General features: G+C 63.2%; 15 protein-coding genes and 1 tRNA gene. 12 read left to right on the forward strand and 4 right to left on the reverse strand.

Annotated features, from left to right (window positions below):
- Positions 1 to 49 precede the first annotated feature (49 nt).
- The 12 genes from U741_RS0109700 (at position 50) to grxD (ending at position 8320) form a co-directional block, all read left to right on the forward strand.
- A complete protein-coding gene (locus U741_RS0109700) occupies positions 50 to 607 on the forward strand; it encodes a cytochrome b (RefSeq protein ID WP_029890274.1) in 558 nt (185 codons plus the stop codon).
- Positions 604 to 1185, forward strand: coding sequence for a YceI family protein (locus U741_RS0109705; RefSeq protein WP_084154782.1), 582 nt, complete (start codon positions 604 to 606; stop codon positions 1183 to 1185). The genes U741_RS0109700 and U741_RS0109705 overlap by 4 nt, the downstream gene beginning before the upstream one ends.
- 35 nt (positions 1186 to 1220) lie before the next feature.
- Positions 1221 to 1805: a YceI family protein gene (locus tag U741_RS0109710; protein ID WP_029890276.1), complete on the forward strand. Its 585-nt coding sequence runs from the start codon at positions 1221 to 1223 to the stop codon at positions 1803 to 1805.
- A 199-nt stretch (positions 1806 to 2004) separates the two neighbouring features.
- On the forward strand, positions 2005 to 2529 hold the full coding sequence (gene infC, locus U741_RS0109715; RefSeq protein ID WP_029890277.1) for a translation initiation factor IF-3: 525 nt from the start codon (positions 2005 to 2007) through the stop codon (positions 2527 to 2529).
- 239 nt (positions 2530 to 2768) lie between these two features.
- Positions 2769 to 2966 carry a 50S ribosomal protein L35 gene (rpmI, locus tag U741_RS0109720; protein ID WP_029890278.1) on the forward strand — a complete coding sequence of 66 codons (198 nt, stop codon included), beginning with the start codon at positions 2769 to 2771 and terminating at the stop codon, positions 2964 to 2966.
- Positions 2967 to 2986: 20 nt separating this feature from the next.
- A complete protein-coding gene (gene rplT / locus U741_RS0109725; RefSeq protein WP_029890279.1) occupies positions 2987 to 3343 on the forward strand; it encodes a 50S ribosomal protein L20 in 357 nt (118 codons plus the stop codon).
- Between the two features lie 91 nt (positions 3344 to 3434).
- A complete protein-coding gene (locus U741_RS0109730) occupies positions 3435 to 4439 on the forward strand; it encodes a phenylalanine--tRNA ligase subunit alpha (protein WP_029890280.1) in 1005 nt (334 codons plus the stop codon).
- A 52-nt stretch (positions 4440 to 4491) separates the two neighbouring features.
- Positions 4492 to 6861, forward strand: a complete 2370-nt coding sequence (pheT, locus tag U741_RS0109735; protein ID WP_029890281.1) for a phenylalanine--tRNA ligase subunit beta — start codon at positions 4492 to 4494, stop codon at positions 6859 to 6861.
- Positions 6862 to 6877: 16 nt separating this feature from the next.
- Positions 6878 to 7171 carry an integration host factor subunit alpha gene (locus U741_RS0109740; RefSeq protein ID WP_029890282.1) on the forward strand — a complete coding sequence of 98 codons (294 nt, stop codon included), beginning with the start codon at positions 6878 to 6880 and terminating at the stop codon, positions 7169 to 7171.
- A complete protein-coding gene (locus tag U741_RS19975) occupies positions 7158 to 7559 on the forward strand; it encodes a MerR family transcriptional regulator (RefSeq protein ID WP_029890283.1) in 402 nt (133 codons plus the stop codon). The genes U741_RS0109740 and U741_RS19975 overlap by 14 nt, the downstream gene beginning before the upstream one ends.
- Positions 7560 to 7620: 61 nt before the next feature.
- Positions 7621 to 7697, forward strand: a tRNA-Pro gene (locus tag U741_RS0109750).
- A gap of 293 nt (positions 7698 to 7990) precedes the next feature.
- Positions 7991 to 8320 (forward strand): Grx4 family monothiol glutaredoxin, encoded by a 330-nt coding sequence (gene grxD, locus U741_RS0109755; RefSeq protein WP_029890284.1) that lies wholly within the window; start codon positions 7991 to 7993, stop codon positions 8318 to 8320.
- A gap of 67 nt (positions 8321 to 8387) precedes the next feature.
- Here grxD and U741_RS0109760 read toward each other — a convergent pair whose 3' ends face one another.
- The 4 genes from U741_RS0109760 to ettA all read right to left on the reverse strand — a co-directional run bounded on the left by U741_RS0109760 (position 8388) and on the right by ettA (position 13552).
- Positions 8388 to 9188, reverse strand: a complete 801-nt coding sequence (locus U741_RS0109760; protein WP_235200247.1) for an ATP-binding protein — start codon at positions 9186 to 9188, stop codon at positions 8388 to 8390.
- A 13-nt stretch (positions 9189 to 9201) separates the two neighbouring features.
- Positions 9202 to 10002, reverse strand: a complete 801-nt coding sequence (locus U741_RS0109765; RefSeq protein WP_084154783.1) for an alpha/beta hydrolase — start codon at positions 10000 to 10002, stop codon at positions 9202 to 9204.
- Positions 9999 to 11780 carry an alpha/beta hydrolase gene (locus U741_RS0109770; protein WP_029890287.1) on the reverse strand — a complete coding sequence of 594 codons (1782 nt, stop codon included), beginning with the start codon at positions 11778 to 11780 and terminating at the stop codon, positions 9999 to 10001. The genes U741_RS0109765 and U741_RS0109770 overlap by 4 nt, the downstream gene beginning before the upstream one ends.
- Positions 11781 to 11887: 107 nt before the next feature.
- Positions 11888 to 13552 carry an energy-dependent translational throttle protein EttA gene (gene ettA / locus U741_RS0109775; RefSeq protein ID WP_029890288.1) on the reverse strand — a complete coding sequence of 555 codons (1665 nt, stop codon included), beginning with the start codon at positions 13550 to 13552 and terminating at the stop codon, positions 11888 to 11890.
- Between the last annotated feature and the right edge of the window lie 74 nt (positions 13553 to 13626).

Consider the following 13626-nt stretch of genomic DNA (forward strand, 5'->3'; position numbering starts at 1 on the left):
GAACTTTATTGTTGAATGCGCGGCGGCTTACAGTCACGCGATGAAACCGATGTCATCAGCGGTGGCCGCCGCGTCGCGCTACTCCCGCGTGGCGATTGCGCTGCACTGGATGATGGCGCTGATGATTGTCAGCGCCTTCACCGCTGGCACGATTCTCGATGGCATGGACTTCTCGCCGTTCAAACTGAAGCTGATCAGTTGGCACAAGTGGTTGGGCGTGAGCATTTTCGCGTTCGTGATTTTCCGGCTGGTCTGGCGGCTGACGCATCGCCCGCCGCCCCTGCCGCCCGCCACACCGGCCTGGCAGAGGGTTGCCGCTTCGATCGGGCACGGGGCGCTTTATCTGATGATGCTCGTCATTCCGCTGAGCGGATGGCTTTACTCGTCAGCGGCCGGCATTCAGACAGTCTGGTTCGGCGTGCTGCCGCTGCCGGATCTGTTGGCCCGAGATGAGGCCACTGCCGACCGGCTGCGCGCGGTTCACGGCTGGTTGAACAACGGCCTGTTGGTATTGGTGCTTGGCCATGTGGCCGCAGCGCTGCACCATCACTACCGCCAGCATGACGGGTTGTTGACCCGCATGCGGCCTTACTGGAGTCGCCAATGAGTCGTAAACGTATCCTGTCTGCATTGATGGGGCTGATCCTCGCCGGCGCCGGCGCCGGCGCCGGGCTGGTGGCGGCGCACGCGTCCACCCCGGTGGAGATCGATCCGGCCAAGAGCCGAGTCACCGCGACCATGCGCCAGATGGGCGTGCCGGTGGAGGGTGCGTTCGCCACGGTGTCGGGCACGGTCCAGTTTGACCCCGAGGCGCCGACAGGCGGCGCCGCCCGGCTGGTGATCGACACCACCGGATTCGACATCGGCATGCGCGACTTCAACGAAGAAGTGGCCAAGCCCGAGTGGCTGGACAGCGCCCGTCATCCGCAGGCGGTGTTCACCGCCGAGGGCCTGAAGCCGTTGGAGGACAACCGCTTTGAGGTCACCGGCGCACTCAAACTCAAGGGTCATGAGGTTGAGTTGACGACCGAGCTCAGCGTGGCCGCCGCAGAGGGCGGGCGCCTTTTCAGCGGCGAGTGGCCGTTGAAGCGGCAGGATTTCGACATTGGCAGCAGTGACTGGGACGGGGTCGTCGATGACACCGTGCTGGTGCGGTTCAGTATTTTTCAGCCCGATGCTCAGTGAGTGTCGTCAACCATCTGTTTGATTAGGAGTTCTCAATGAAAATCGCAAGCATCGCGGCGGCGACCGCCATCACCCTGGGACTGGCGGCCACGGCGTCCCACGCGGCGCCGGTGAGCTACACCGTCGATCCGTCGCACACCTACCCATCGTTCGAGGCGCCGCACATGGGCATCTCGTGGTGGCGCGGCAAGATCAACACCAGCCAGGGCAGCGTGACGCTCGATCGGGAAGCGCAGACCGGCACCGTCGACATCACCTTGGATGCGGCCAGTGTCGATTTCGGGCACGACAAGATGAACGAACACGCGATCAACGAGGACTTCTTCAACGTTGGCGAGCACCCGACGATCACCTATACCGGCAAGATCACCTTCACCGACGGTCAGCCCAGCGGCGTCGATGGCCAAATGACCCTGCTCGGCAACACCAAACCATTGACGCTGAGCATTGCCAGCTTCAAGTGCATCGAGCACCCGTTTCTCAAGCGTGAAGTTTGCGGCGTCGACGCGACCGGCGAGTTCAACCGCGCCGACTTCGGCATGGACAAATACGCCGAGGGTCCGCTGGGCCAGGTGAAGCTGCGGATTCAAGCTGAGGCGCTGCGCGCCGAAGCCCCCTGAGACGGGGCGGCGATTCGGGACCGGGTGCCGGTAGGGGCCCGGTCGCTTTCCATCAGTTCGAGGGGTGCTCGCGGTAAAAAGAGCGCATGCAGATATTGAGTCCATCGCGCCTGTCCCTTACACTCACGCGTTGTCCGTGCCCCCTTGGGCGCAAAGTGATGGTGGCCTGGGGCCGCCGTTGAACCAAAACGAAGAGGATTTGAACATCGCTCAAGATCGTGATGACCGGCGCAATGGGGAGATCACCGCGCCGCGTGTAAGGGTAATTGCAGAAGACGGCGAGCAGGTAGGCATCATGTTGACGCGCGATGCCATCGTGCGGGCAGAAGAAAACGGCATGGATCTGGTGGAAATTTCCCCCAACGCCGAGCCCCCGGTCTGCAAGATCATGGATTACGGCAAGTACCTTTATCAAAAGGACAAGGCCTCCCATGCCGCCAAGAAGAAGCAGAAAATCACCCAGGTCAAGGAAATCAAATTCCGGCCGGGAACCGACATTGGCGACTACCAGAACAAAATGCGCCAGATGCGCGGCTTTCTGGAAGAAGGCGACAAGATCAAGGTCACGCTGAGGTTTCGCGGCCGTGAGATGGCGCACCAGGAGTTGGGCCAGCAGTTGATGGAGCGGGTTCGTAACGATGTCGATGACATCGCCAGTGTTGAGTCCTTCCCGCGCATGGAAGGTCGTCAGGCGGTGATGATGCTGGCGCCGCGGCGCCGCTGAGTCGGACGGTGCACCGGTTTGTTGGATACAGGCTTCATGCCTGTCGCGGTAAGCAGTACGGGTTGTGAGCGGGCACATGCGGTCGTGTCCTGCTCGATAAAGAAGGAAACGCCGATGAATCATCGCCAGAGAATTCATCAGCGTTTTCAAAATGAAGTCCTTCCAAATGGTTTGGAAGGCTCGGTTAGCTCCCGGGGGCGGGATGCGAAGCCGGTCTACGTCAAAAAGGAGTCATACCCATGCCCAAGATCAAAACGATCAAGAGCGCGGCCAAGCGTTTTGCCAAAACCGGCAAAGGCGGATTCAAGCGCGGCCAAGCTTACAAACGCCATATTCTCACCAAGAAATCGGCAAAGCGGATTCGTCAGCTTCGCGGCACCGCCCAGGTGGCTGCAGTGGACGTCCGTGAAGTGCGGCAGATGCTGCCCTACGCCTGATCGACTAAGGAGAATATTCAATGGCAAGAGTTAAACGTGGTGTTACGGCGCGTGCGCGCCACAAGAAAGTCCTCAACAAGGCGAAGGGCTATTACGGCGCACGCTCACGCGTCTTCCGTGTGGCCAAGCAGGCGGTCATCAAGGCCGGTCAGTACGCCTACCGCGACCGTCGCGTCAAGAAGCGTGAATTCCGCTCGCTGTGGATCGTCCGCATCGGCGCCGCCAGCGTTGAGAACGGGCTGAGCTACAGCCGCTTCATTCACGGTTTGAGCAAGGCCAACATCGCGCTCGACCGTAAGGTGCTGGCCGACTTGGCCGTGCACGACAAGCCGGCGTTTGCCAAGCTCGTCGAGCAGGCCAAAGCCGCCATCGCTTAAGCCGGGTTGTTTCAGATCAAAAGGGTGGCTGCTATCAGCCACCCTTTTTTGTTGGGCAAAGACGTGAGGCATCACGCATGGAGCTTGGGGAATGAACGAATCGCTGGATACGTTGCAGCAGGCTGCCGAGCAGTCCATCGCGGCAGCGACGGACCTGCGCGCACTGGAACAGTGTCGTGTCGAATGGCTGGGCAAAAAGGGCCGAATCACCGAGCAGCTCAAGCAGTTGGCGCAGCTCACCGGCTACGAAAAAAAAGCCTTCGGCGAGAAGGTGAACCGCATCAAGCAGGCGGTGACTGCGCTGATCGAGTCACGTCAGTCCGTGCTGGCCGCCGCCGCGCTCGAAGCCCGAATTGCAGCCGAGCGCATTGATGTCGGCATGCCGGCGCGCGGCGAGCGGGCGGGGGGGCTGCACCCGATCACCCGCACGGTGCAACGCATCGAGCGTCTGTTCAACGATCTTGGGTTTTCCACGGTCGAAGGTCCCGAGATTGAGGACGACTTTCATAATTTCTCGGCGTTGAACATTCCTGAATTTCACCCTGCGCGGGCCATGCACGACACCTTCTATGTCGGCAATGGCGACAAGGTATTGCGCACCCACACCAGCCCGGTGCAGATCCGCACGCTGGAGGCCTTGCTGGCGGCCGGCGGCGCACCGCCGGTGCGGGTCATCGCGCCCGGGCGGGTCTATCGCTGCGATTCGGATCGCACGCACAGCCCGATGTTTCACCAGGTTGAAGGCTTGTACGTGGCCGAGAACGTCTCTTTCGCCGACCTGCAGCACGAATTGAAGCGGTTTCTGGCGCGCTTCTTCGAACGCGAGGTGACCGTGCGTTTTCGCCCCAGTTATTTTCCGTTTACCGAGCCGTCGGCCGAGGTCGACATCCTTGATGAGCAGGGTCGCTGGCTGGAGGTGCTGGGCTGCGGCATGGTGCACCCCAAGGTGTTTGAGGCCGTGTCGCTGGACCCGGAGCGCTACACCGGCTTCGCTTTCGGGCTGGGTGTCGAACGCTTCGCCATGCTGCGTTACGGCGTCAACGATCTTCGGCAGTTTTTTGCCAACGACCTGCGGTTTCTTGCCCAATTCCAATAAACCCGCTGGCGCTCCGGCGTTTGCGCGGGCGGATGTCACGAGTATCTGAATCATGAAACTGAGTCTGAACTGGTTGCGGGAATGGGTCGCGTTCGACGAGACGCCTGCCGAGCTGGCCACCCGGCTGACCCTGGCCGGCCTGGAGGGTGAGGCCCTGCCACAGCCCGGCCGGGATCTGGCGGGCATTCTCGCCGGCAAGATCATCGCGGCAGTGCCACATCCGCAGGCGGATCGTCTGCAGGTTTGCACGGTCGAGGTGGGCCAAGCCCAGCCGCTGACCATCGTCTGTGGCGCCAGCAACGCGCGGGTCGGCATCGTTGTGCCCTGCGCCACGGTCGGTACGGTGCTGCCCAATGGCATCACCATCACCCAGGCCAACCTGCGCGGGGTCGACAGCGCCGGCATGCTGTGTTCGGCTGAAGAGCTTGGCCTGGTCGACAAGGCCGATGGCCTTCTGGAGCTTGACGACAACGTCCGGCCCGGCACGCCGGTGGCGGAACATCTGGCGCTCAACGACACCATTTTGGCGCTGGAACTCACCCCCAACCGTGGCGACTGTCTGTCGGTACTGGGCTTGGCGCGCGAGGTGTCGGCACTGACCGATATCCCGATGCGACGGCCGAGCCTGCCGCCCGCCGTGGTCGTCGGTGACAAGGTGCTCAAGGTAGAGGTCGCTGACGGGGACGCTTGCCCGCTGTACGCCGGCCGCATGATCAAGCGGTTGAAGCCGGGCCGCCGCACGCCGGACTGGATGCGCGAACGTCTGCGCCGCAGTGGCATCCGCTGCATTCACCCGATTGTCGACATCACCAACTTCGTGATGATTGAACTTGGGCAGCCCATGCACGCCTTCGACCTGGCCAAGTTGCAGGGCGGCGTGACGGTACGCCACGCCAAGCCCGGTGAGTCGCTGACGCTGCTCAACGACCAGCAGGTTGCGCTGGCCCATGGCGAACTGGTGATCGCCGATGACTCAGGGCCGATTGCCTTGGCCGGCGTCATGGGCGGCAAGCCGACGGGCGTCGTGCGCGAGACCGAGGCCATCTTTCTCGAATCGGCACTGTTTGCGCCGCCTGCGGTCGCTGGCACCGCGCGCCGCCACAAGCTTCATTCCGACTCATCGCATCGATTCGAGCGCGGAGTTGATCCCGGCCTGCAGCGCATTGCACTGGACCGGGCGAGCCAACTCATCGTGCAGATCTGTGGCGGCGAGGTGCACCCCATCACTCAGGCCGGTCGTCACCAGCCCGAGTTGGCGGGTCTCAACTTGCGCCACGCGCGTATCGAACAACTGCTGGGTGTGGCAGTGCCGCCCAAGGACGTCGAAGCTCTGCTGAGCCGGCTGGGCATGACCCTGCGCCACGAGCGCGGCGGCAGCTGGCAGGTCAAGGTGCCCAGCCACCGCACCGATCTGCAGCTTGAAGTCGACCTGATTGAAGAGATCGCCCGGCTTCTGGGTTATGACCGGATCGCCGCCCAGCCATATGCCGCCGCCCTGGCGCCGGCGCCGCTGCCAGAGCGCCTGCAGCCTTTAAACCGGGTTCGCGACGTGCTGGTGGCGCGCGGTTGGTTTGAGGTGGTCAACCTTGCCTTCACCGATGCTGGCACCCAGGCGGACCTGCTGCCCAACCTCGCACGTGTGGCGGTCGACAACCCGATTGCCGAGACGCTGGGCGAACTTCGCGCCAGCCTCTGGCCTGGGCTGCTGCACACGTACCGTTTCAACCTTCAGCGTCAAGCGCTGCGCCAGCGGCTGTTCGAGATCGGCGTGTGTTTCGCCGCCACGGCCGACGGCTTTGAGGAACATGAAGTCATCGGCGGTCTCCTGAGCGGTTCGGCAGCGACCGAGCAATGGGACCAGTCCGACCGCGCGGTCGATTTCTTCGATCTGAAGGCCGACCTCGAAGCGCTGTTTGGTCCGCTGGCGCCCGATCTGGTGTTTGTCGCAGCGGCACATCCGGCATTGCACCCCGGCCAGTCGGCGCAACTGCGGCTGGGGGACCGCCCGGTGGGTTGGGCGGGCCGCATCCATCCCGCCCGGCAACAGGCACTGGACCTGCCCGACCCGGTGCTGATGTTCGAAGTTAGCGCCGATGCGGTGCGCGAGCGCCGTGTGCCGCGCGCCCAGGCGCTGTCGGAGTACCCGTCCAGCCGCCGTGACCTGGCGTTGGTGGTGGCCGAGGCCCTGCCGGTGCAGCATTTGGTTGATTGCGCGCGCGCCCAGGCCGATATTCCGCTGGTCGAGGTCAAGGTCTTCGACCTTTACCGAGGCGAGTCGTTGGGTGAAGGCTTCAAAAGTGTTGCGATCGGCTTGATTTTCAACGACTATTCACGAACGCTGACAACTGAAGAAATTGATCGATGCGTGGCGACGCTGGTGGAGCAATGGAAAATCCAATGCCAAGCGTCGGTGCGAGCCTGACCATACGGGGAACGCGGTGGCGCTGACCAAAGCTGAAATTGCCGAAGCGTTGTTCGATGACCTGGGCTTGAACAAGCGGGAAGCCAAGGAGTTTGTCGACTTGTTCTTCGAGACCATTCGTAACTGCCTTGAGCAGGGCGACGAGGTCAAGGTGTCAGGGTTCGGCAATTTCGAACTGCGGACCAAGAACAGCCGTCCCGGGCGCAACCCCAAGACCGGCGAAGAGATTCCCATTTCCGCGCGACGGGTGGTGACGTTTCGTCCTGGACAAAAATTACGACTGAGGGTGGACGTAGATGCGCGCACTTGAAACGCCCACCGAAGCACTGCCGCAGATTCCCGACAAGCGCTATTTTGCCATCGGCGAAGTCGCCACCTTGTGCGATGTGCGCCCGCACGTGCTGCGCTATTGGGAGCAGGAGTTTCCGCAGCTCAAGCCGCTGAAGCGGCGTGGCAACCGGCGCTACTACCAGCAGGACGACGTGCAGATGGTGCGCATGATCCGCAGTCTGCTCTACGAAGAAGGGTTCACCATTACCGGGGCGCGCCAGCGCCTGCGTGACCTGCAGCGCTCCAGTCATGCTGAAAGCGGACAGTCCGCGCCCACTGCACGACAGGATCGCCAGAGCGAAATCGGTCACCTGCGCGACGAGTTGGAGTCGTTGCTACGTCTGTTGCCGGACAAGCCGCAGCGCTGAAATAAAGCTGCGGCGCCCGCGCCAGGCGCGGTATAATCCTTGGGTCGGTTTTTGTGATCGTCGGGGCGTAGCGCAGCTTGGTAGCGCACCTGCCTGGGGGGCAGGGGGTCGTAGGTTCGAATCCTATCGCCCCGACCATTCGCAATATTGGCATGGTCAATCAAGGCTCCTGTGTAGGGGTCTTTTTTGTGTCTCAGGGCCGTGACACCCATCGCGCCTTTTGACGGGTCTGGCGGTGCTATGATCGCGCGCCTGCACGGACGCAAAGGCCGTATTTTGATCGTTGTCGTCAGTCTGCAAACCTCCTGATGAACGCCTGTGGCGCATCAGTGTCTGATCACAGGAACGCGCGCGGCACGACCCTTGCAACGCTGCCGTTAGGTCGCTACAACTGACCGTGCCGTTGCCCACCCAAACCTGCCGAGGCCACGATGGACGCACTCGAACGCATCAAGCAGCAAGTCACCGAGAACCCGGTGATGCTTTACATGAAAGGTTCTCCCGATTTTCCGCAGTGTGGTTTTTCGGCCCGGACCGTTGGCGCGCTGAAGTCCTGCGGCGTCCCGTTCGGCTACGTTAATATTTACGAAGACGAAGAGATTTATCGCGCGCTCCCGAAGTTCGCCAACTGGCCGACGTTTCCGCAGTTGTACGTGAAGGGTGAGCTGATCGGTGGCTGCGACATCACCCTCGACCTGCACCAGTCGGGCGAGTTGCAGCAGATGCTTGAAGAGGCCTCTGCGCAGCGTCAATCGAGTTGACGCCGCGCGTTTTCACCACATAAAAAAACCGCCCTGGTGAATGGGCGGTTTTTTTGTGGGCGCGCTGTTACGCGTGTTTCATCTGTGCCTTGCCCGCCACGTCGCGGGCGAATTGCTGGGCCACGCGTCCGGATCGTGAACCGCGCATCAGTGCCCAGCGCTGGGCCAACACCGCCAACTCGTCATCCCATGCCGCATGACCGAAGCTCTGCAGGTGATGACGTACGGCATCAAGGTACTGGGCCTGGCTGAAGGCATGAAACGACAGCCATAACCCGAAGCGCTCTGACAGGCTCACCGTTGATTCGGTCGACTCACCGGGATGCAGTTCGTCGTTTTCCCAGCGGTATTCCTCGTTGTCGGATTTGAGGCTGGGCATCAGATAGCGGCGATTGCTGGTGGCGACGATCAGCACGTTCTCGACCGGCGCATCGAGGCCGCCGTCGAGTGCGGTCTTCAGTGCGGTCAGCGCCGGGTCGTGACGGCCGACGGTGAAGTCGTCGACATAGAGCAGGTAGCGTTCTTCTCGGTCGCGCAGCGGGGCGACAATGTCGGGCAGATCGGTCAGGTCATGCGGCGATACCTCGATGCCGCGCAGGCCGGCGTCGGCAAAGCGCGCGAGGCCGGCCTTAACCAGCGACGACTTGCCGGTGCCGCGCGCGCCGGTCAGCAGCGTGTGATTGGCCGGATGGCCCGCGACAAACTGCGCAAGGTTGTCGAGAAACTGACTTTTGACCCGGTCGATGCCCAGCAAGCCATCGGCGTCGACCCGATGCAGGTGCGCAATCGCCTGAAAGTGGCCATCTCGCCATCGCCAGGCTCGCGCAGCGGGGTAATCGAGGCCCATTGTTTCGTCAGAATCGCTCATGGCCGCGATTGTCTCAGGCTGTGGCGTCGAGTATCCACTGGGCCACGCCGCCCGGGTCGTCCCACATGGGCACGTGCCCCCAGCCTGCAGGGCGTGACCAGCGGGCGTGTGGCGGCAGACGGTCGCGGCGGCGCGCGCGGCGGGTCAGCAACAAGTCGAGTCGGCCAAAGGCCACTGACACCGGGACGCTGATCGACCGCGGATCGCTCAGCGGGCCAATGGCCTTGAGGGTTGGCATGAAGCCCTGCGCCTGGACCAGTTCGCGAACCTGACGGCGCGCCACGGCGGCCGGAATGCGATGGCCGCGCACACTGATCGGCACGCTCAGCAGCGCCGAACGCGCGGCTGCGAACCCCAGCAGCCATTCCGTCGCGGGGCGCGCACGGCCCAACGCAAAGTACAGACCTTTAAGGAACGGCTCGGTGTGCCACGGCCCCTCATCGGGCCACAATCCGGCGGGCGACAGCGCCGCCACACTGCGCGCCATCCCCATTTCGGCGAGCGCCAGCGCCATGCCGCCCCCCATGGAGTTGCCGGCCACGTCCACCGGTGTGTGGATGCCAAGTGCGGCCAGCTCGTGAGCGAGTTGCGCCGCGAGGGCGTCGAGCGTTGGTGCAGCGCCGTCCGGCAGGCGCGGGCTGAGCCCGAAACCGGCTACGTCAAACGCCAGCACCCGGCGCTGCGCAGCCAGGGTATCGATCACCGGCGCCCACGCCGCATGGCTCATGCCGAGGCCGTGCAGCAACACCAGCGGGCGGCCCTTGCCCTGATCGTGGACAAACCAGCGTCGTGGATCGGACCGTGACGCGCTCAAGGCTGTACCCCGAGCAGTGGCATGGCGGCGCTGCCGGTGATCGACACAGCGGCAATGACTGGGTCGGCAACATTCACGCCGCCGGTGATCAGGTATTGCTCGTGAAGCCCGAAGAGCAACAGGCCGACCTGGTCCCCGGCGGACAGGCGCTCACCGATGCCCGGCAGAGCGATCTGATGACGCCCGATGCCGCGCAGCGGCTGTACCTGATTGTCAGCCAACTCCCAAATGCCGTTGCGGCTGCGGCCGGTGCCGACAAAGACAATCACGTTGTCGGGGTCTTGCAGCAATTCTGGCGCGTCGGCCGTCAGCATGAGATCGACCGTTGGCACCCCGGCCAGCACTTCGCCATCTGCGGCGGCGGTGTACAGCGGTGCAATGGCACGGACCCGGTTCACCCCGGCCAGCGTGCCGGTTTCCGGCACGGTGAACCCGCTGCCGCCCACCGTCACGTCCTCGGCGCGCACCGCGTCGCCGGGCGACAGTGACAGGCACACCGGCTCGGCGCCGAGCACCGCGTTGGCGGCGCCGGGAATACCCTTCAGGTACTCGTCGAACCAGGCGATCGTCGCAACGTCGGCATTGATCGCGCCGCAGTCAAAATCCAACACCCCATCGGGTTGCGTGACCAGCGCCACCGGGTCAGGCACCACCTGCAGCGAGTTGTGGCCTGCCTGATAACTGAGCAGGCGCACGTCGCCGCCAAGGTTGCGATAGCACTCGAAATTGCGCTGGGCCTCGGTGAAATTGAACAGCGTGTCGCGCATGCCCTGAAAGTAAAGCACGTGCACCGGACCCGGCAGGACCGGCTCGAAACCCGGTGCGGTGTCGGCGCCGCCATTGGTGGCCACCGGCACGCCGTCACAGAAATAGCCGGGCCCGTGGTAGCGCAATAAATCCTGACCGAGCGGGGCAATGCGGTTGGCAGCCAGACCGCCCACGAAGGTGTCGGTCACGAACGGATCGAAGTTGCCGCCGCCGCCCGCCGTATTGCCGATGCCGAACAGGATCGACGCCCACAGTGCCTTGATCACGCCACCGGGATTGAGGCTGTAGGTGAGGTCATGCCAAGTAATTTGCGGCACCAGCGCGTCGAGGCGCTGCTTGGCGTCGACGGCGTGCAGCACGTGCTGGTAGCCGCCGCCGTAACTGGGACCGATGGCGCCGAGCACCATGTTGTCGGAGCCCGCTGCAAGGTCGGGGCCGACCGCGTACCAGTCGAGGTTGACCTCCAGCCAGTCGAGAATGGCGACCAGCATCCGGCCTTCCTGGTCGGGGTCCATGATGCGAATCGTGCCGCCGGTTTCACCGTGACCCGCCTGGTCGATGCTGATGATGCCGTAGCCCGCATCGCGCAAGGCACCAATTGGCGACGACAGGCCCGGGACCCCGGCGCCCCCATCATCGGTCTGGCGACTGGACGAGAAGCCGTGCCCTTCAAGCACCAGGGGATAGAACTCACCGCCGGTGAGCGTGACCGGTTCGAAGACCTGGAACACCACGTCATCTTGCGGATTGACGGGCGACGGAATGCTGATGCGGCAGACCAGCCCGTCACGGCTTTCACCGACCGGTGGCGCCCCCGGCATCGAGCGGCCCGTGTCATCGCAACTCGCGTTGCGCACGCCGCCAAAATCGGGCCGGGTCGTCGGCGCTTCGGCGTCGCTCCCCCCGGTATCGACTGAGATCGAATCCCCGCAAGCACCCAGGCTGATCAGCACCGCGCCGGTCACGATCAGGCGCATCCCGACCGTCACCTCACGCAAAAATGGCATCATCGGTAATCCTCCCAGAATTTTGGCAACCCTAACCCGGGCGCCCCGATTTGGTTATGACCCCGGGACCGGGCGGCTCTGCAGTTCAGGCCAACAGGCCAGCCGCCAGATCAGGCGAGCTTCTTGTGACGATTACGACGATTGACGCCCGGCTCGGCGCCATAACGGCGGCGGAAGTCCTCTTCGTAATCGGCATAGTTGCCTTCGCGGAACACCAGTTCGCCGGAGTCTTCAAACGCCAGAATGTGTGTTGAAACGCGGTCGAGGAACCAGCGATCGTGCGAGATCACCATGGCGTTGCCGGGGAAGGCCAGCAGCGCCTCTTCCAGCGCACGCAGGGTTTCCACGTCCAGGTCATTGGTGGGTTCGTCGAGCAGCAGCATGTTGCCGCCCGAGAGCAGCAGCTTGGCAAGGTGCACGCGGTTGCGTTCACCGCCCGACAGATCGCCAATGCGCTTCTGCTGGCTGTCACCCTTGAAGTTGAAGCGGCCAATATAAGCGCGCGACGGCATCTCGAAGCTGCCGGCACGGAGGATGTCCTGCCCCTGCGAGATTTCCTCGAACACCGTCTTGTCGGCCGCCAGCGCGTCGCGGCTCTGGTCAACGTGGGCGATCTTCACGGTGTCACCGATCTTGATCGTGCCCTCGTCGGGCTGTTCCTGGCCGGTGAGCATGCGGAACAGGGTGGTCTTGCCGCGGCCGTTGGCGCCGATGATGCCGACGATGGCGCCCTTCGGCACGTTGAACGTGAGGCCCTGGTAGAGCCAGCGATCCCCGTACTTTTTGCCGACGTTCTGCACGTCCAGCACCACGTCACCCAGACGCGGGCCGGGCGGGATGTAAAGCTCGCGGGTTTCGGCGCGCTTCTGGAATTCCTGCGACGACATTTCTTCGAAGGCCTTTAAGCGCGCCTTTGATTTGGATTGTCGTCCCTTGGGGTTCTGGCGGACCCATTCCAGCTCTTCTTTCATGGCCTTGGAGCGCGCGTCCTCCTGCTTCTGCTCGGTGGCGTGGCGCTTGTCCTTCTGTTCCAGCCAGCTTGAATAGTTGCCCTGCCAGGGAATGCCGTGGCCGCGGTCGAGTTCAAGAATCCAGCCCGCCACGTTGTCAAGGAAGTAACGGTCGTGGGTGACGGCGATGATGGTGCCGGGGAAGTCCTTGAGAAACTTCTCCAGCCACGCCACCGACTCGGCGTCGAGGTGGTTGGTGGGCTCGTCGAGCAGAATCATGTCGGGCTTGGAGAGCAGCAGACGGCACAGCGCCACGCGGCGCTTTTCGCCGCCCGAGAGCGTCTCGATACTGGATTCCCAGGGCGGCAGGTTGAGTGCCTCGGCGGCCTTGTCGAGAATCATGTCGGTGTTGTGGCCATCCAGCGCTTCAATCTGTGCCTCCAGCTTCTGCTGCTTCTCGCTGAGTTTGTCGAAGTCGGCATCTTCGTCGGCGTAGGCGGCATAGACCGCGTTGAGATCGGCGCGCAGTTTGAACAGATCGGCAAGCGCTTCTTCGACGTTGCCGCGCACGTTCTTGCTGGGGTCGAGCTGCGGCTCCTGCGGCAGGTAACCCATCTTGATGCCCGGCTGCGGGCGTGCCTCGCCATTAAATTCCTTGTCGACGCCCGCCATGATTTTCAGCAGGGTGGACTTGCCTGAGCCGTTGTAGCCCAGTACGCCGATCTTGGCGCCGGGGAAGAACGACAAGGAGATGTCGCGCAGAATTTCTTTCTTGGGCGGCACGGTCTTGCCGACCTTGTTCATCGTGAAAACGTACTGGCTCATGAGCGTCCGGCGGGTAATGAAACGGGGCGCGCATTATCCGGGTCTGCCCGTGGCTTGTCATGGCAGGCTGATTC

This window comes from Polycyclovorans algicola TG408 (assembly GCF_000711245.1).
Lineage (GTDB): Bacteria > Pseudomonadota > Gammaproteobacteria > Nevskiales > Nevskiaceae > Polycyclovorans > Polycyclovorans algicola.